Origin of the sequence: Photobacterium alginatilyticum, assembly GCF_009910675.1 — a bacterium.
GTDB classification, from domain to species: Bacteria; Pseudomonadota; Gammaproteobacteria; order Enterobacterales; family Vibrionaceae; genus Photobacterium; species Photobacterium alginatilyticum.
Map to the genome: position 1 here is coordinate 49,371 of NZ_RSEJ01000027.1, position 18,056 is coordinate 67,426.

General features: G+C 55.1%; 21 protein-coding genes. 18 read left to right on the forward strand and 3 right to left on the reverse strand.

All coding sequences use genetic code 11. The features are described 5' to 3' along the window. Positions 1 to 352 precede the first annotated feature (352 nt). The 8 genes from EIZ48_RS21725 to EIZ48_RS21760 are packed head-to-tail and all read left to right on the forward strand — an operon-like array spanning position 353 to position 8,335. Positions 353 to 1,360 carry an OmpA family protein gene (locus EIZ48_RS21725; protein WP_338046939.1) on the forward strand — a complete coding sequence of 336 codons (1,008 nt, stop codon included), beginning with the start codon at positions 353 to 355 and terminating at the stop codon, positions 1,358 to 1,360. Continuing rightward, positions 1,357 to 2,790, forward strand: a complete 1,434-nt coding sequence (locus tag EIZ48_RS21730) for a sigma-54-dependent transcriptional regulator (RefSeq protein ID WP_240153055.1) — start codon at positions 1,357 to 1,359, stop codon at positions 2,788 to 2,790. The genes EIZ48_RS21725 and EIZ48_RS21730 overlap by 4 nt, the downstream gene beginning before the upstream one ends. Positions 2,791 to 2,813: 23 nt before the next feature. Continuing rightward, entirely contained in the window at positions 2,814 to 3,158 is a 345-nt protein-coding gene (gene fliE, locus EIZ48_RS21735; RefSeq protein WP_160656240.1) for a flagellar hook-basal body complex protein FliE, read from the forward strand. A gap of 13 nt (positions 3,159 to 3,171) precedes the next feature. Further along, positions 3,172 to 4,869, forward strand: coding sequence for a flagellar basal-body MS-ring/collar protein FliF (gene fliF, locus EIZ48_RS21740; protein WP_160656243.1), 1,698 nt, complete (start codon positions 3,172 to 3,174; stop codon positions 4,867 to 4,869). Continuing rightward, entirely contained in the window at positions 4,859 to 5,863 is a 1,005-nt protein-coding gene (gene fliG / locus EIZ48_RS21745) for a flagellar motor switch protein FliG (RefSeq protein WP_160656246.1), read from the forward strand. The genes fliF and fliG overlap by 11 nt, the downstream gene beginning before the upstream one ends. A 2-nt stretch (positions 5,864 to 5,865) precedes the next feature. Then, entirely contained in the window at positions 5,866 to 6,567 is a 702-nt protein-coding gene (gene fliH, locus EIZ48_RS21750; protein WP_160656248.1) for a flagellar assembly protein FliH, read from the forward strand. Continuing rightward, entirely contained in the window at positions 6,560 to 7,900 is a 1,341-nt protein-coding gene (fliI, locus tag EIZ48_RS21755; protein WP_160656251.1) for a flagellar protein export ATPase FliI, read from the forward strand. The genes fliH and fliI overlap by 8 nt, the downstream gene beginning before the upstream one ends. 3 nt (positions 7,901 to 7,903) lie before the next feature. Continuing rightward, positions 7,904 to 8,335, forward strand: coding sequence for a flagellar FliJ family protein (locus tag EIZ48_RS21760; RefSeq protein ID WP_160656253.1), 432 nt, complete (start codon positions 7,904 to 7,906; stop codon positions 8,333 to 8,335). A 24-nt stretch (positions 8,336 to 8,359) separates the two neighbouring features. Here the strand turns inward: EIZ48_RS21760 and flgN are convergent, their stop codons facing one another. The 3 genes from flgN to flgA all read right to left on the reverse strand — a co-directional run bounded on the left by flgN (position 8,360) and on the right by flgA (position 9,909). Further along, a complete protein-coding gene (gene flgN / locus EIZ48_RS21765; RefSeq protein ID WP_160656256.1) occupies positions 8,360 to 8,794 on the reverse strand; it encodes a flagellar protein FlgN in 435 nt (144 codons plus the stop codon). Then, positions 8,794 to 9,066, reverse strand: coding sequence for a flagellar biosynthesis anti-sigma factor FlgM (gene flgM, locus EIZ48_RS21770; RefSeq protein WP_160656259.1), 273 nt, complete (start codon positions 9,064 to 9,066; stop codon positions 8,794 to 8,796). Before flgM ends, flgN begins: the two co-directional genes overlap by 1 nt. A gap of 93 nt (positions 9,067 to 9,159) precedes the next feature. Then, positions 9,160 to 9,909 carry a flagellar basal body P-ring formation chaperone FlgA gene (gene flgA, locus EIZ48_RS21775; protein ID WP_338046940.1) on the reverse strand — a complete coding sequence of 250 codons (750 nt, stop codon included), beginning with the start codon at positions 9,907 to 9,909 and terminating at the stop codon, positions 9,160 to 9,162. A gap of 133 nt (positions 9,910 to 10,042) precedes the next feature. Between flgA and flgB the strand changes: the two genes are divergently transcribed. The 10 genes from flgB to flgK all read left to right on the forward strand — a co-directional run bounded on the left by flgB (position 10,043) and on the right by flgK (position 18,044). Continuing rightward, positions 10,043 to 10,414, forward strand: coding sequence for a flagellar basal body rod protein FlgB (flgB, locus tag EIZ48_RS21780; RefSeq protein WP_160656262.1), 372 nt, complete (start codon positions 10,043 to 10,045; stop codon positions 10,412 to 10,414). A gap of 5 nt (positions 10,415 to 10,419) precedes the next feature. Then, positions 10,420 to 10,839 (forward strand): flagellar basal body rod protein FlgC, encoded by a 420-nt coding sequence (flgC, locus tag EIZ48_RS21785; protein ID WP_160656265.1) that lies wholly within the window; start codon positions 10,420 to 10,422, stop codon positions 10,837 to 10,839. A gap of 9 nt (positions 10,840 to 10,848) precedes the next feature. Continuing rightward, on the forward strand, positions 10,849 to 11,520 hold the full coding sequence (locus EIZ48_RS21790; RefSeq protein WP_160656268.1) for a flagellar hook capping FlgD N-terminal domain-containing protein: 672 nt from the start codon (positions 10,849 to 10,851) through the stop codon (positions 11,518 to 11,520). A gap of 32 nt (positions 11,521 to 11,552) precedes the next feature. After that, positions 11,553 to 12,758, forward strand: coding sequence for a flagellar hook protein FlgE (gene flgE / locus EIZ48_RS21795; protein WP_160656271.1), 1,206 nt, complete (start codon positions 11,553 to 11,555; stop codon positions 12,756 to 12,758). Between the two features lie 12 nt (positions 12,759 to 12,770). Then, positions 12,771 to 13,505: a flagellar basal body rod protein FlgF gene (locus EIZ48_RS21800; protein ID WP_160656274.1), complete on the forward strand. Its 735-nt coding sequence runs from the start codon at positions 12,771 to 12,773 to the stop codon at positions 13,503 to 13,505. A gap of 68 nt (positions 13,506 to 13,573) precedes the next feature. Then, positions 13,574 to 14,359, forward strand: coding sequence for a flagellar basal-body rod protein FlgG (gene flgG, locus EIZ48_RS21805; RefSeq protein WP_160656277.1), 786 nt, complete (start codon positions 13,574 to 13,576; stop codon positions 14,357 to 14,359). A 10-nt stretch (positions 14,360 to 14,369) separates the two neighbouring features. Continuing rightward, positions 14,370 to 15,029 carry a flagellar basal body L-ring protein FlgH gene (gene flgH / locus EIZ48_RS21810; RefSeq protein WP_160656280.1) on the forward strand — a complete coding sequence of 220 codons (660 nt, stop codon included), beginning with the start codon at positions 14,370 to 14,372 and terminating at the stop codon, positions 15,027 to 15,029. A 5-nt stretch (positions 15,030 to 15,034) separates the two neighbouring features. Then, complete coding sequence (locus EIZ48_RS21815; protein ID WP_160656283.1) at positions 15,035 to 16,138, forward strand: flagellar basal body P-ring protein FlgI; 1,104 nt, start codon at positions 15,035 to 15,037, stop codon at positions 16,136 to 16,138. Next, complete coding sequence (locus EIZ48_RS21820; protein ID WP_160656286.1) at positions 16,138 to 16,641, forward strand: rod-binding protein; 504 nt, start codon at positions 16,138 to 16,140, stop codon at positions 16,639 to 16,641. The genes EIZ48_RS21815 and EIZ48_RS21820 overlap by 1 nt, the downstream gene beginning before the upstream one ends. After that, positions 16,638 to 18,044 (forward strand): flagellar hook-associated protein FlgK, encoded by a 1,407-nt coding sequence (flgK, locus tag EIZ48_RS21825; protein WP_160656289.1) that lies wholly within the window; start codon positions 16,638 to 16,640, stop codon positions 18,042 to 18,044. Before EIZ48_RS21820 ends, flgK begins: the two co-directional genes overlap by 4 nt. Positions 18,045 to 18,056 lie beyond the last annotated feature (12 nt).

Consider the following 18,056-nt stretch of genomic DNA (forward strand, 5'->3'; position numbering starts at 1 on the left):
TCTCTTATTGACTGCAATGTTAATTAACATGTCAATTTCAATCGCGGGAGACTACCGTTTGAGCAATAGGTTTGTCAAACGAATATAACAGTTATCAACTATGTCAAAAAAACATCGCCCTATTTTTGGGGTATTCATTATATTGACAGTTGACATATTATTCTTAATGTTTTCTTATTCACGCAAAAAATATATTAAAGTAATTGCTCTTAAGTGTTAAAGTGATTATCAATCTATTGCATTTGGATTCTGTGATTTCATCCATACCCAGTTGCTTTTGATGGTGTCTCTCTGCTCTTACATTATTTCATGCGTGCCATTTACCACTGAGTAGCATTTTGTTGCACTGGGTGTGAGTGGTTTAGTGCTTGGTTGGGTGTTCGATTTTGCCTTTAAGGTGATGAGATTCCTCTTGAATGAGGAGGTTTTCACCTGTTTGTATTGTCATGTATTTACCGCGGATATGTTATTTCTAGGCTCTTTGATGGTTAGACAAAGCAGTTTTATTCTATTGTTACTATTGGCATCTTTCTCGGTTTATAGTCAGGAAAATGTAAAAGTATCTGCATTGGACAATAGCCGATGGGCTTTCTCCGGTGATAATACTTTGTGCTCAATTGAGCATGAAATAAAAGGCTTTGGAATAGCTAAGTTAATAGCCGAAGCCGGAGAAGAATTGCGCCTTGAGCTTAAGTCTAATGAGATAACAAACCTAACAGTACTGCACTCTGTGTATGAGATCTCTCCGGTCTGGAAATCAAACAATGCCAAGTTTATTGATTCTCTTGGGGATGCTAATAACTCTAATGCCACAGGTGAAATTATTGTTAATAAAGCCGGTGCGATTTTTGAACGTCTGAAAAGTGGCTCTTGGATAAAAGTGATTATTAATGCTGGTCGTCAATTAAATGACGAGATTGTTTTATCCAATATTAATTTTGAGGCCCCTGCCGAAGCGTTTGTGGCCTGTCGCAACAGCTTAATACCCGTCAACTATCAGCAGATAAGAAATAATGTCTTTTATTTCGACTCAGGCTCATCGGATGTGTCAAAAAACAGTCATCGGACACTGATGGGGATCGCTGAGTTTGTCAGTGCGACGCAGTCGATTAGCAAGATTCTGGTTGATGGCTACTCAGATAGCCAGGGTCGTACAGGTGTGAAGTTGCGCATGTCCAGAGAGCGTGCCGAAGAGGTGGCTTCTCTGCTCATTGAGTATGGTATCCCTCGCTCTATGCTTCAAATTCGCTCCCACGGTGACCGTTATCCTGTCGAGGATAACGCTGAGGCGGCAGGGCGGCAAAAGAATCGCCGGGTAAGCGTCCGTTTAATTAAGAAATCAGTGGTAGGCCGATCATGAAAAAGAACTGGCAAGTTTTGATGTTCCACCCTTACCACCCTGTCCAGGAACAGGTACTGGTAGAGGGGGAGGCTGTTGGGTATCAGTTGACCCAGACCTCCAGCATGGCTGACTGCCTGCACCTATTGTCGCTACAGCAATGGGACCTGCTGCTGCTACCGACCTGCCTGGTGGACGGCACCGAGGCGGCCGACCTGATGAAGCTGGTTCAGCCGCGATACCAGGGGGCTATCGTGGTGCTCTCGGAGCTGCAGCATGCCGCGCAGGTCACACGTGCCTTGCAGCAGGGCGCGACAGACTACTTGCTGATCCCGTTTGGACACATGCACCTTGGGCAGCTTGTCCAGCGCCTGGTTCAGCCACAGCAGAAGAAGCTGCCGATTGTGGCCGAGTCACACCAGAGCAAGCAGATGTTCCAGCTGGCCCAGCGGGTGGCACAGACAGATGCCTCCGTGCTGATCAACGGTGAGAGCGGAACCGGCAAAGAGGTACTGGCGCGTTTTATTCATGAATCTTCTCCCCGTTCGGCTGGCCCGTTTGTGGCAATCAACTGCGCCGCGATCCCGGAGACTATGATCGAATCCATTTTGTTTGGTCATACCAAGGGGGCGTTTACCGGTGCGACGTCAGCCCAGCCCGGCAAGCTGGAGGTGGCCAATGGCGGTACCCTGCTGCTGGATGAAATCGGCGAGTTGCCGCTGACGCTGCAGACCAAGCTGCTGCGGGTGTTGCAGGAGCGCGAAGTGGAGCGCCTGGGCAGCCACCAGAAGATTAAGCTTGATATTCGGGTGCTGGCAGCCACCAATCGTGATCTTGAACAAGCTGTTGCCGAAGGACGTTTCCGTGCTGATCTCTACTATCGGCTGAATGTGTTTCCTTTGCACTGCGCCACGCTGAAAGAGCGCAAGGATGACATCGTACCGCTGGCTAGCTATCTGATGATGCGCTATATGCCGAATGCCCAGACGACCATTGAATTTACCCCTGAAGCCCAGGATGCCCTGCGCCATTATGATTGGCCGGGCAATGTCCGCGAACTTGAGAACGTGATTCAGCGGGCGTTGGTGATGAGCCGGGGCTGTCTGATCCGGGCTGAAGACTTAATGCTGCCGACTCAGCTGGCAAACAAAGAGTCGGCGTTATCGCCTTCGCCAGAGACATGTTCCGCTTTGGTCAGCCCGCGCAAGCCAAGCGAGAGGCTGTCGAAGCCGAGCCTGCAGAAAAGCCGCAAGCTGGCCGAGTTCGACACCATTATCGAAACGTTGCGCCGCTTTAACGGCCACCGGAGCAAAACGGCCGAAGAGCTGGGTGTCTCGACCCGTGCCCTGCGGTACAAGATTCAGACGATGCGCGAGCAGGGACTGGATATCGACCAGATCCTAACCGGGCAAAATTCAGATTTTACTGTCGCCAATACTAACTATTCCTAACCGACTCTACACGAGAGCCTGACATGCAAGACAAAGTAATGAGCATGGAATTGCCATTGAGCCAGATGAGTGAGGTTCGAGCACAGATGAATGTGCTGGAGACGACTCAGATTGCACCTAACCCATTAACGGCTAACCAAGTGAACTCGGTTAGTTTTACCGAGGTGATCTCCCAGACCCTCAACAATGTTGATCAGCAAGGCAAAGAGGCCTCGGCGCTGATGACGGCAGTGGATACCGGCAAGAGTGACGATCTGGTCGGGGCGATGGTGGCAAGCCAGAAGGCTAGCCTGTCGTTCGCCGCTCTGGTGCAAGTGCGTAACAAGCTCCTGACCGCCTATGACGATGTCATGAAGATGCCTGTGTGATGGGAAAAACTAAGTGAGTGAATTAATTAAACAGAGGCTGGCCAATATGGCCGGCCCTTCTAGTATGGGCCGGGTGTTATCCGGTGCCCGTCTTGTCGCATTGCTTGGGGTGATTGCCGCATTGGTTACCGTGGTGGTGGTGATTGGCCTCTGGCAGGGTGGCAGTCAGTACCGTCCGCTGTATGGTGAGCACGAACAGTTCGATCGCACGCAGGTGCTGTCGGTGCTTGAGCAGAGCGGGATGGACTTTTATATCGAGCCCCAGCAAGGCAATGTCATGGTAGAGCGCAATAGCCTGGGCAAGGCTCGCCTGGCCCTGGCGGCGGCGGGTGTCGAGGCGCAACTGCCGACCGGGCTTGAGATCCTGTCGCAGGACTCCAGCCTGGGGACCAGCCAGTTTATCGAGAATGCCCGCTACCGGCACGGCCTGGAAGGGGAACTGGCCCGCAGCATCATGACGCTGGAAGCCGTGAGCAACGTGCGGGTGCATTTGGCCATTCCTAAGCAAACCTTGTTTGTCCGCCGTGAGAAGGAGCAGTCATCGGCCTCTGTCGTGTTGTCACTGTGTCCCGGTCAGAACCTGGGCGCCGAGCAGGTGACGGCGATTGTCAACCTGGTGGCTGGCAGTGTACCGGATCTGACTGCAGATCGCGTCAATGTGATTGACCAGCAAGGTAACCTGCTGTCGGCGGCGATCGGCGATCGTGATCAGCACGGCAGAAGCAGCAGCCGCTACCTGGAGTATGTCCAGCAGCTCGAGCGCAGCCACATTGAGCGTGCCTCGCGCATGCTTCGCCCGTTGGTAGGAATGAATAACTTCCAGGTCGAGGTAGCTGCAGACATCAACTTCGACCGTACCGAGGCGACCGAAGAAAGCTATTCGCCTGAGGGAACGTTACGAAATGAATTCAGTACCTATGACCGACGCCTGTCCAAGCCGGCCGAAGGGGTGCCCGGCGCCCTGAGCAACCGGCCGCCGGAAGAAGGCGAGGAAGAGGGAGATAACAAAGGGGGCAATGAACGCAGCGAGTCTTCGCGTGATTATGCTCTGGACCGCACCCTGAAGCATACCCTCTACCAGCAGGGACAGCTCAAGCGCCTGAGTGTTTCGGTGTTGCTTAACGGCCAGCCGGATACCTTCAGTGCCCAGCAGCTGACCGACATCAAACAGATGCTGGCAGATTCCATCGGGATCGACGAGGCACGGGGTGACAAATTTACCGTTCTTGTTTATCCGTTTACCCAGGCTGAAGCCAATTTGCTGGGTGACGAACCGGCCTGGTGGACCCAGCTGGTGTGGCTGGATTACCTCCGCTATATCCTGTCGGCAGTGGTTGCCCTGGTGATCCTGCTGGTGGTGGTTCGCCCTGCGATCCGCCAGCTGGCCGGCGGGACGAAATCCACCGACGTCATGGTGCCGGAGCAGGCACTTTCACCAGCTAATGAAGCGCCGGTTGCGGCTACGCCGGTAACCTCTGTCGAGGCGCTTGGTACTGAGCAGGAAGCCGTCTCATCGGTCATGCCGGTATCGGCTGACAATGCCGGAGCCGGACTCAGCTCTGTGGTGGCAAGCAGCGACTTGCCTGAGCTGCCGAGCCCTGAAACCGGGCTGGAAGCACAGTCTTCTTACTTGCAGATGCTCTCCGAGAAAGAGCCCGAGCGCGTTGCCCATGTCGTTAAACAATGGATCACACCGAAAGATGACAACTGAGAATAACCCTGGCATTGAACAAGCCGCGATTCTGTTGCTGAGTATGGGTGAAGAAGCGGCGGCGAACGTATTGAAACAGCTTGACCGCGAGCAGGTTCGCCAGCTCTCGATTGCGATGGCCGGGATCCCGGCGGTCAAAAAGGATCAGGCGGAAAAAGTCTTTCAGCGTTTCTTTAATGACTTCAAGAGCGAGTCGGGGATCTCTGGGGCTTCTCGCAGCTATCTGGAGCGAACCCTGAACAAGGCGCTGGGGCTGTCTTTGTCGCAGCCGTTGCTGGATTCAATCTACGGCGACTCGCTCAAGCACAACCTGCAGCGTCTGCAGTGGCTCGAGCCGGCCAAGCTGGCCGAGCTGATCTCCGGTGAGCATCCGCAGATGCAGGCGGTATTTCTGGCGTACCTGGAGCCCGAGGTGGCTACCCAGTTACTGGCGCGCCTGCCGGCCGAAGGGTTGGATGATCTGCTGTACCGTCTGGCCAACCTGACTGAAATTCACCCTGACATGATTGACGAGGTGCATGTTCTGCTGGAGAAGTTCCTGGCCCAGGTCGGCCAGCAGAACAGTACGTTGGTTGACGGTACCGAGAAAGCCAGCGAAATCATTAACCGTCTGAAAGGCGAGCAGAGCCAGAAGGTGATGACCGGCCTTAAGGCCTTGGATCCGGTACTGGTCGCGACACTGGAAAGCAAGATGTACAACTTCGATATTCTGGTACGCCAGAGTGAAGATACCCTGGAGCGCCTGGTGGAGGAAGTCGATCAGGAGCTGCTGGCAACAGCGCTCAAGGGCTGCGATCAAGTATTGCTGGACAAGATTTTCGCCACTATGCCAAAGCGTGCTGCTCAGTACCTTCGTGAAGCAATGGAAGGCAAGGGGCGCGTTCGTCTAAGTGCCGTGGAAGAAGCGCGCGAGCAGTTGATCGCGACTCTGCGCCAGCTGGCCGATGAGGGCGAAATCGAGCTGCAGCTCTTTAGCGAACCGGTAGTGGAGTGATGATGAAGAAGCAGGCAGTAACCGTTCTTCACCCCCAGCCGGGGCAGTATCGGAACTATCATTTTCCGCCGCTGGTCCAGCCGGAGGAGGACTTGTTCGGTGACGAACCCACGGGCTCGTACCAGGACGAATTTAACAACGGGTTTCAGGACGGCCAGCAAAAGGGCCACGAGCAGGGGTACCAGGAAGGGCTGGCCCAGGGCCAGCAGTTCGGTCAGCAGCAGGGGCTGGAGCAAGGCCGTCAGCAGGGGATCCGCGAAGGCGTTGCCCAGGTGCAGCAGCAGATGGGCGGCACAGTGGCCTCGGTTGATCACCTGATGCAGCAGATCCAGCAGGTGTTTCACCAGCACGTGCGCCAGCAAAGCGAGATGATCTGTGACTTGGTACAGAAGGTTGCCCGTCAGGTGATCCGCGCCGAGCTGACGCTCAAGCCGAGCCAGATGGTGAACCTGATTGAGGAGACCCTGGCGCAGATGCCCGAGCAGAAGCCGGAGCTGGTTACCTACCTCAACCCGCAGGACTGCCAGCGGTTGCTGGAACTGGTGCCTGAGCAGGTCAGCGGCTGGAACCTCAAGCCGGATGACTCGCTGGCAATCGGTAGCTGCCGTATCGTGACCAGTGATTCGGAATCGTTCGCCGATAGCGAAGAGCGCCTTGAGGCCTGCATGGAATCAATTCGGGATAGTTTGCTGACCGATGCGTGATTTATTCCAGGAGCTGAATGCACGTTTATCCTCGGCGGTCGAGCAGGTTCCTGACGTCCCGGTGGCCCGTACCTACGGGAGACTGACCCGCATGGCCGGGTTGACGCTGGAAGCGGTAGGCTGCCGGTTGAGTACCGGCCAGCGCTGTATGATTGAAACCGATCTCGGCACCCTGGTCGAGGCCGAGGTGGTTGGCTTCGACCGCAACGCATCGGTACTGATGCCGATCCGTCATACGACCGGACTGCGTCCGGGCAGCCGGGTACTGCCGCTGCAGGGCGACAGTAAAATCAATGTTGGCTATAGCATGCTGGGCCGGGTACTTAACGGACTCGGTGAGCCGTTGGATAGCCGCGGCGCTATTACAGCCGAGCAACGAATTAACCTCCACGGTGATACCATCAACCCCTTGCAGCGCCTGCCGATTTCGACCCAGCTGGATGTCGGCGTCAGGGTGATTAACGGCATGCTGAGTGTGGGCAAAGGGCAACGAATGGGCCTGTTTGCCGGTAGTGGTGTCGGTAAGAGTGTGCTGCTTGGGATGATGACCCGCAATACCACCGCGGAAATTACCGTGGTGGGGTTGATTGGCGAACGTGGCCGTGAGGTGCGTGAGTTTATCGAGCACTCGTTGGGCCCCGAGGGGATGAAGAATGCGGTGGTGATCGCCTCGCCGGCGGATGATCCGCCGCTGATGCGTTTGCGGGCCTCGATGCTGTGCCATCGTATCGCAGAGTTCTTTCGTGATCAGGGCCATGATGTCCTGTTACTGATGGACTCGCTGACCCGTTATGCGCAGGCGCAGCGTGAAATTGCGCTTGCAGTGGGCGAGCCTCCGGCGACCAAGGGCTATCCGCCGTCGGTATTTAGCCTGCTGCCGCAGTTGGTCGAGCGTGCCGGTAACGGTGCGACGGAGCACGGGTCGATCACGGCTTTCTACACCGTGTTGTCGGAAGGGGATGATCAGCAGGATCCGATTGCCGATGCCGCGCGTGCTATTCTCGATGGCCATATTGTCCTTAACCGTGAACTGGCCGAGCAGGGACATTACCCGGCGATTGATATCGAGCAGTCAATCAGCCGTGCCATGCCTCAGGTGGTGGCACCGGAGCAGCTGAAAAAAGCCCAGCAGGTGAAGCAGCTTTATGCCCGCTACCGTCAGGTACAGGATCTGATTTCCCTCGGCGGCTATCAGCCGGGACAAGACCAGAACCTGGACATGGCTGTGCATTATTACCCGGAAATTTGTGGTTTTCTTCAGCAGGGGATGCAGGAGCAGGTACCCCTTGCCGACAGTCAGCAGCAGTTGATGCAGCTGGTGGGAGGGCAGTAAAGCGTGCACAAGCGAGTGAAGGTGGTTCAGGGCTGGCGGGATCAGCAGCAGAAGAAATTTGATGAGCTGCAGCAGCAGTATACCGCACTTAACCAGCAGGCACAGGCTCACCAGCAGCGACTGGAGTTACTGGAGAGTTTGTCCGGACAGTATGCAGTGGCCAGCGGTAGCGAGGCCTCGGCTCTGATGCTCAAGGGGATCGGTCGTTTTCGTCATCAGCTGGATAATCTAACTAACCTGCAGCGTCAGGAGCTGGCGCTGTCGCAGGTGGAGCTGCGCAGTATGAATAGCCGTTTGGTCGAGCAGCACTGTCAGGTCAAGATGGGCGATAAGATCATTGATAAGCGGCTGGCCCAGATCCAGCGCAAGCAGGAGCGGCAGGAGCAGAAAGTGATGGACGAGCTGTCGATGAACCGCTTTTTCCACCGTCGCTAGTCAATACGCTCCGCTGCCGAAGAATCAGCAGCCGGGGCTGTAGCAATACTGTTGTTCCGGCTTCAGCAGTTTATCAATCATTTGCTTTTGCTGGGCTAACAGGCGGCCGTTGCTGTTGTTGCGGGCCTGGCACTGCAATGTCAGTTCATAGAGTTGTTGCCACAGGGCACTGCCTTGCTGGCGGTACTGGGCAGGCAGGGCTGAAAGCAGACGTTTCATGCCGGTATCATCGGCGCTGACACCCAACGACTCGAGATATTCGCAGCGGCGCTGTGCACGCTCACCGAGTTGCTGCATCAGTTGCTGTAGCTCGGCGTTATGCGTCAGCAATGCCTGGCTGTCACGGTTGACCAGTAATGTTTCCTGTTGCTGAAGCTGTCGTTCCAGCTGTTGGTAGCTCTTTACATCCAGGGCCAGTTCGCTGAGCAGGGCCTTGATCAGTTCGGCTTGGGAGGCCATCAGTCTTGCCCCTGATAAAAGTCGACCATACTGCCGGCCAGTGAGTCCAGGTTGACCGAAACCTTGCCGGCATTCAGCATCGCTTTCATTTGCGCCACTTTGTCCATATCGACATCGCTGGTGGTCTCCATCGCCTGCTTGGCAGATTGCAGCGACTTCATCTCATGGCTGAGTTCGACTTGTGCGACAGGCGCTGTTTTTGCCCCGGCAGTTTTACTGGCAGCCTCTGTAGGTAGAACGACGGGCTGCGAGTGAGATATTTTTCCAATCATAGTCTTCACAAAAAACAGATGTGCGGTTATTGATCTAAAGCGACCACTCGGCGAAATGCTTAAATAATTTTATTTCGACTGCTAATAATACCATTAAAAGGTGGTCTGTACCCTTTGCCGCCCGATCACGGTGGCATAAATTTCTTTGCCGGATGACAGGTTCCTAACCCGGATAGACTCCCCCTCTGCGCCTGACTCCAGTGCCATGCCTTTCATTTTTGCCGTCATCCCACCCATCCGGGCTTCGATAATCACTTCCTCATTGCGCTTGACCAGCTCGGGGGCTTCGACCATTCGCGGGCTGATCACCTTGCCTGCCGCAATTTTACGTCGGCTAGTCAGTCCGGCGACGGCATCGATGTGGGTGAAATAGCCATGGCGCATGTGGGCTAAATTACTGCGTTTGAGGCTGAGATCTGCCCGGGAGATGGCTTGTCGGCGATTGAGAGGCTGTTTGGCAACCACCAGCGGAAGAAAAATAGCCACTTCGGCCCTGGCTCTGGCCTTCCAGTAGTTGGGCTGGTGGCATTCGAGAGTCACGGACAGCCGGCCGACAGGTTTCGTCGGCTCGCTCAGGGTTTGGCGTAATGGTTGGTTGCAGGGCGGCAATGTTGCAGGTGGCTGCAGGCTGATCTGGTAGTCATCGCTGCCGATGCTGGCGGCGTAGCGCCGGACTTGTTTGTCTAGATAACGGGTGATCTCCTTTTGCACCGAGGCATGCTCTGGTGAGGAGGGAGATACATTTTTTGCCAGGCTGCTAGCCGGGACGATACTGCCGAGCAGACAGGCGATTAATACCGTTTCCGCTCGGAAGCGGTACTTCCGCATTTGCTTAAGATGCACGCTGATACAACCGTAAATACCTGAATATATTGATATATAACTATTGGCATGTTTCGTGCTTGTTGCCGTTCTGGTTTGACCATCTTTCATGGTGTGCCCTAGGCACGATTGCGACAATTAATGGCGGCAGATAATGGCAATTAACTTTGAACAAGCACTGGGGGTACACCCTAATACATTGGCGTTTCGAACACAACGCGCAAAGGTATTGGCCAGTAATTTGGCCAACGTTGATACCCCGAACTACAAGGCGCGCGATATCAGTTTTGAAGATGCGATGAGCCAGGTTGCCAACGAGGCCAGGGCGAAACATCTGGCTCGCCGCCGGCCGCAAGATTATGAGTTGCTCTATCGTGCTCCGCAGCAGCCGGCACGGGATGGCAATACGGTCGAGTTGGGGGTTGAGCAGGCACAGTTTGCCGCCAACGCAATGGCTTTTCAGACCAGCACGACTTTTTTGAATATGAAACTCAGCGGCTTGAAAAAAGCCATTAACGGACAGTAACAGCTATGGCTTTTTCTACGATTTATGACATTGCCGGCTCCGCAATGACGGCACAGACAGTACGCCTGAATACGGTGGCCAGCAACCTGGCCAACGCCGATGTGGTATCGGGTTCTGAGCAGGGCGGTTACCGTGCCAAGCGGCCGGTATTCTCGACCGTAATGATTGATCTCAACAGCCCGGCGGCTGGTGCCAAGGTGAAAATTGAGGATGTCATTGACAGTGACGAACCGCTGCGTCGCCGCTATGAGCCAAATCATCCGAAGGCCAATAAAGACGGGTATGTGTTTCATTCTACCGTGAATGCCGTGGAAGAGATGGCGGACATGATGGCGGCATCCCGCAGTTTTGAAACCAGTGTGGATGTCATGAGCCGGGCTCGCAGTATGCAGCAGAGTATTTTGCGTCTCGGTAAGACAAGTTAGGAGGCTTAAGTGAGTTTGCCACAAATTACGACCACCAGTCAGTACAGCCCGAAGGCGGCCTCATCGGAGCCTCAGGTGGCCGGTAACGGAATGAACCCGTCCAGTAATGATTTCCTGACCATGATGGTTGCCCAGGTGCAGAACCAGGATCCGCTGAATCCGACCGACGGTACCGAGTACTTGACTCAGCTGGGCATGATGTCGGCGGTCGAGAGCCTGGAAGGGGTCAAGTCAGGCCTGACGAACCTCAATATCGGCATGACCAATGTGGAAATGCTGCAGGCAACCAGCCTGGTCGGCAAGAAAGTGCTGATGGAGGCCAACCAGGAAATTGATATAGCCAAAGGTCAGGTGGTTGAAGGCCGTGTGCAGTTTGATCAGCCGGTCGACAGCGCCAAGGTCATGGTCTACGACGAAGACGGCAAGGTGGTGGATGAAATCAAGCTGGGCCCGCAGGGGACGGGGATGGCGGAATTTCAGATCGATGGTGACGAGCTGGGTACCGGTTCCTATACCTTCGAGGTGCTGGCGGAAAAAGGCGACGATGCCTGGAGCCAGAAAATGATGATTGCTGCCGAGGTGGAGTCGGTCAACATCCCGTCTGACGGCGGAACGATTCTGCTGAGCCTCAAGGGGCTGGGCAAGATGTCTATGTACGATATGCGTGAAATAACGGCATAAGCCGACGAATAAGAAGCAGAGTAGGAAAGGTAATGTCAATTAATATTGGTATGAGTGGCCTGAAGTCCACCACCGAACAAATGAACACCATTAGCCAGAATATTGCCAACGTGGGCACCATTGGCTACAAGTCATCACGTACTGAGTTTCAGGACATCTACGCGCCGGAGTTTGGCGGTGGCCAGATGAACGGTGTTGAGGTGTCGACTACCCGCCAGAGCTTCATGAGCGGCTCGACCACACCAACCGGTCGCAACAGCGATTTGGCGATCAATGGTGAAGGCTTCTTCATGGTCCAGAGCAACGGCCAGCAGATGTTTACCCGAAACGGGGTCATGAATCTGGATGCCGACGGCTATCTGGTAACGGCGGATGGTTACCGTCTACAGGGGTATGATGCGACCGATACCGGCCAGATCCAGACAGGTAACATGGGTGATTTGACTGTCAGTACCGGTGATATGGCGGCGAAAACAACCTCAAGAATTAATCAGGGCCTGAACCTGGACGCCAATTCTTCCGCTATCGATCCTAAGGCGACGCCGTTTAACCGCGAGGACCCGAAAACATTTACCTCCAGTACCACCACACCAGTTTACGACTCGATTGGCGGTGAGCATGAGATGACCCAGTACTTTGTCAAAACCGGTGACAACGAGTGGCAGGTTCACTATGTACTGGATGATCAGAAGACCCCGATGCAAACCGAGACACTGCGTTTTGATGCCAATGGCAAGTTGGCTCAGCCTGTCGGTGATATCAGCCTGACTTTTACGCCTGGCAACGGTGCCAACCCGCAAACCGTGGCTTTTGATATGGCAGAAGTCAGCCAGTTCGGCAGTGACTTTTCGATTAACAAGAATGCGCAGGATGGTTATGCGCCGGGTAAGCTGGCTGGTTGGTATTTCGAAACTGACGGCACGGTATACGCACGTTATTCCAACGGCCAGACCAAGGCTCAGGGTCAGGTTGTCCTGGCGCGCTTCCCTAATCAGGAAGGTTTGCAGCAGGCTGGCGGTACCCGCTGGACCCAGAGCTTTGCCTCGGGCGCACCATTGACGGATGTTGCCGGAAGCGGCCAGATGGGTGAACTGCGTACGGGTATGTATGAAGGCTCTAACGTTGATCTGACCAATGAGATGGTTGGCCTGATGTCGGCTCAAAGCAACTACCAGGCCAACGCCAAGACAATTCAGGTTTCGCAGGAGATGACTCAAATCCTGTTCCAGAACCTGTAGTAGGAGCCGGTCATGGATAAGCTGTTATTCACTGCCATGTCAGGTGCCAGCAGGATCATGATGGCACAGCAGGTACACGCTAATAACCTGGCCAATGTGAACACGACTGGCTTTCGCGCCGATATCGAACAGGCCGAAAGTATTGCGGTAAAAGGGGAAGGCTACAAAAGCCGTACCCTGGTAGCGGCACGGGCGGGGGGAACGGACTTTTCCAGCGGTGCCTTGCAAAACACGGATAACCCGTTTGATATCGCCATTCGCGGCGAGGGCTTCTTTGCGGTCCAGGCCGGAGAGAACGATGAAGCCTATACCCGCAGCGGAAACTTTCACCTTGATGCCGACGGCGGACTGATGCTGGGCAACCGACCGGTAATGGGAGAAGGCGGCCCGCTGGTGATTCCGCAATACCAGCAACTGGATGTCGGTACCGACGGCACTATCTCGATAGTGCCACAGGGCGGCGGCCTGGTGCAGGAAGTCGGCCGGCTAAAACTGGTGAAGCCGGATCTCGATAATGTGCGTAAAGGTGAAGATGGCCTGTTCAGGGTGGCCGGGGCCGGAGCGCAGGCTGATATGGATGAGACGGTTTCGGTCGCTTCGGGTTATCTCGAGAGCAGCAACGTCAATGCTATCGACTCGCTGATTAACAACATGTCACTGTCCCGGAACTTTGAGTTCCAGGTCAAGATGATGAAAACCGCCGAAGACCTGGCTACTGCCGGCAACCGCATTATTCGCGGCAGCTAACACTGGCTTATTTGTTTGAGAGCAGCACCTGCTATGCAGGGCTGCCTGTTTTTTAGGAGCAATACAAGATGCATGCAGCACTTTGGGTCAGTAAAACCGGCCTTGCGGCACAAGATACCCAGATGCAGGTTATTTCGAATAACCTGGCCAACGTCAATACGGTCGGTTTCAAGCAGGACCGAGCGGTATTCGAAGATCTGTTTTACCAGATGAAAAAACAGCCGGGTTCAATGGCTGATCAGCAGAATGAAACCCCGGGCGGCTTGCAGCTGGGTAACGGTGTTCGCACCATCGGCACCCAGAAACTAATGAAAACCGGTGCCTACCAAAACACCGAGCAGGCCACTGATCTGGCGATCCTGGGTTCGGGCTTTTTCCAGGTCGAACTGGCGGACGGCAATACCGCGTATACCCGTAATGGTCAGTTCCATCGCAATTCGGAAGGTACGCTGGTAACCGCGTCCGGTTTGCCTTTGATCCCGAATGTCGAGATCCCGGAAAATGCGACCAGTTTTAATGTCGGCTCCGATGGTGTGGTGACAATATCGACAGCAGAGGATCCGCAGGCGCAGGAAATTGGCCAGATCACGCTGGCAAACTTTACCAACCCGGCAGGGCTGGAAGCGCTGGGCGGTAACCTGTTCAAGGAATCAGGTGCCTCGGGAGCCCCGATTGAAGGCGTGGGCGGCGAGGACGGTCTGGGCCAGATCAGCCAGTTCAGCCTTGAGGGTTCAAACGTCAACGTGGTGGAGGAAATGGTCAATATGATCACCACTCAGCGCGCCTACGAGATGAACGCCAAGGTCGTCTCCAGTGCCGATCAGATGCTGAAATTTGTCAGCCAGTCAATGTGAGTGCTCAGGCATGCTACGCATAATTTATTTGCTCGGTGCTTTGTTGCTTTCCGGTTGTGCCCCGGTCTCTTCCGTTGTCGACGTCCAGCCTAAGGAAAACGTGCCGAATATGGAGTTTCCGGAATACAAGGTTGATCCCGATGGCAGCCTGTTCAGTGCCAACTATGGTTTGGCGCTGTTTCAGGACCGCCGTGCTTTTCGCATTGGCGATATCCTGACAGTGGAACTCGACGAGCAGACCCGCTCAAGCAAGAAGGCCGGCACCAGCTTCGGCAAGGACAGCAATGTCGGTATTGGCGTTCCGCTGATTGCTGGAAAGTCACAGCCCAAAGGCCAGTTTACCCTCGAGGGCGAGCGGGATTTCAAAGGCTCGTCGTCAAGCTCGCAGCAAAACTCGCTGTCGGGCAGTATTACCGTGATGGTGGCCGACGTGCTGCCTAACGGCGTATTGCGGATCCGGGGAGAGAAGTGGCTCAAGCTTAACCAGGGGGATGAATATATCCGCCTGTCCGGCTTGGTGCGGGTCGATGATATCGACGGCTCCAACCGGGTGTCCTCGCAGCGTCTGGGTGATGCCCGGATCACTTACTCCGGCCGTGGCGCGCTGGCAGATGCCAATGAAGCCGGCTGGCTATCGCGATTCTTTAACAGTTCCTGGTTCCCGATCTGATGCTGATGAAAAAAATTATTGTGGGCCTGCTTGTGCTGGCCATGCCCTGGCTGGTGCAGGCCCGTCCGTTGTTAAGCCTGGTCGATATTCAGGGGGTGCGTGACAACCAGCTGGTCGGCTATGGCCTGGTGGTTGGTCTGAGCGGTACCGGTGATAAAAGCCAGACCAAGTTCACCTCTCAGTCGGTCAAGAACATGCTGAGCCAGTTTGGGGTGCAGTTGCCGGCCAAGGCCGATCCCAAGCTCAAGAACGTCGCAGCAGTGGCAATCCATGCCACGCTGCCGCCGCTGGCCAGCAAGGGGCAGTTGCTGGATGTGACGGTTTCCTCTATTGGTGATGCCAAAAGCCTGCGGGGCGGCACCTTGCTGCTGACACCGCTGAAAGGGCTGGACGGTCAAATCTATGCGGTGGCCCAGGGTAACCTGGTGGTCGGCGGGGTCAAGGCGGAAGGTAACAGCGGCAGCGGGATCACTATCAATATCCCGACCGCCGGGCTGATCCCCAACGGCGGGATCATCGAACGTGAAATCCCGTCCTCGTTTCTGACTGCCACCGATGTGGTACTGAACCTCAAGCAACCGGGCTTTAATACCGCCCGTAATATCGAAAAAGCCATTAACAAGGTCTTTGGGCCGGACGTTGCCGTTGCTCAGAGCCATGCCCGGATCACCGTCCGTGCCCCGCATGATCAGAGCCAGCGGGTGACGTTTCTGGCGATGCTGGAAAACCTCGATGTCGAGCCCGGTCCGCGCAAGGCCAAGGTGGTGTTCAACGCCCGTACCGGCACTATCGTGGTTGGCAAGGATGTCAGGGTACATACTGCGGCTGTCAGCCACGGTAACCTGACGGTGAGTGTGGCGGAAAGCTATAACGTCAGTCAGCCGAATGCCTTTGGCCGCGGCAATACCGCGGTGACGCCTGAATCCGATGTGTCGATTGACCAGGAGCGCGGCAAGGTCTTTATCTGGCCGGAAAGTGAAGACGGTACGTCGCTGCAAACGATTGTCGATGCGGTAAATAGTTTAGGCGCCACGCCGAACGATTTGATGGCGATCCTGATCGCCCTTGACGAGGCCGGTGCATTGGACGGCGAGCTGGTGGTGCTGTAATGAAAATTCTCGACAACGACAATAATCCGGCTATGTATAACGATCTGACCAGCCTGCAGAATATCAAGGCCAACGGTGACAAGACCGAAGCTCTCAAGCAGGCTGCCGGTCAGTTCGAGGCGGTTTTTCTCCAGAGCGTACTTAAGCATATGCGTCAGGCATCGGACGCGCTGAATGACGAGGAAGATGCCGTATTCAACAGCCGTCAGCAAAAGTTCTATCGCTCGATGCATGACAGCCAGATTGCGATGGAAATGAGTCAGCAGCAAAGTTTGGGCATTGCCGACATGCTGGTGAGGCAACTTGGCCAGCACGAAGCATTTAAGCCACAGCACCAACTGGTCGCTGTTAATCATCAGGAGCTGAAAAATGCGTCGGTGGCAGCCAGTCCGTTGCTGGGTGATGCCGAACTTTCGTACAGCAAAGTTCAACGGCCATGGTGGGGTAATTCCGCCCCCTTGTCGCAGCAACTGAATATCCATCTTGATGACGAAGACTTATGAGCATAATTAATATCGGTTTATCCGGCATGAGTGCCGCCAATGCCGGGCTGTCGGTCACAGCACACAATACCGCCAATGCTATGACGCCCGGCTACAGTCGTCAGCGTATTGGCTTTGGCGCCCAGACGAGCGGGATGGGCAGCGGTGCTGGTGTCGGTGTCAGCAGTGTTGAACGAATGGCTGACAACTACCTGAACCAGCAAATATACAAACAAAAAGGCTCCTGGGGTTTTAACGCAATAAGCTCCCAGTACATGGCGAAAACCGAAACCTTGCTCAACAACGACAGCACCAGTATCAATACCGGGCTGGATCGCTTCAATGCCGCACTGAGCGAGGCATCGACCAATCCGCAGGATATCGCCTATCGCCAGACTATCCTCAGTCAGAGCCAGTCGATGGTTCAGCGCTTCAATAACCTGAGTGCCCAGCTGGACAGCCAGGCACAGCAGGTGGGCGGGCAGTTGAATGCTGCTGTCTCTGAGGCCAATGCGCTGGTGGCCAGTATTGCCGAAATGAATGACAGCCTGCGTGACACCGGTGGTAGCGGCCAGCAGATGACCGATCTGCTTGATGCCCGTGACGAGGCCATCCGCCAGTTGTCGTCGCAGATGGATATCAATACCAACTATAACGATGACGGCACGGTCACTATTACCCTGGATCAGGGCCAGCCGCTGGTCAGTGGGTCGCAGGCCAGTACCCTGCGCCAGACGGCGGACGGCGGATTGGAGCTGCAACGTGGTCAGGGGCGTTTTGCCCTGGATGACAACATGGGCGGAACCATCGGCGGACTGCTGAATTACCGTGATGGTGAACTCAAAGAGCTGCAGAAAGAGCTCGATGTCATGGCATACAGCTTTGCGAGCCAGTTTAACGAGGCGCATAGCCAGGGCTATGACCTGAACGGTGATCAGGGCCAGGCGGTGTTTGGCGGTGTCGATCAGATTGATGGCGCGGCAAAGAACCTGACGTTGCTGATTGATGACCCCAAGCAGTTGGCGTTTGCCGCCAAGCCGGGAGAGCCGGGCAACAGCGAGAACCTGCAGCAGCTGATCGATCTGAAAAATGCCCCGGTAGCGATTGATACCAGCACGCTGGATCCCGCCGAGGCAGAGAAATATAAAAGTGCCATTGCGGTGCTTGACGGCAAAAGCATCTACAACAGTTATACCGGTATGACCGGGGACTGGGCGATCAAAACAGCCCAGCTCGAGGCGGATACCAGTGCCGCGAAGTCACTGGTCGAGCAGGCCGAAGGTGAGCGAGCCAGTGTCAGCGGGGTCAACCTTGATGAAGAAGCGGCCAATATCATGACCTATACCCAGATGTATCAGGCCAACGCTCAGGTGATTTCAACAGCGCAGCAGCTGTTTGATGTCACTTTGTCGATGTTTCGCTAACGGATCATAACG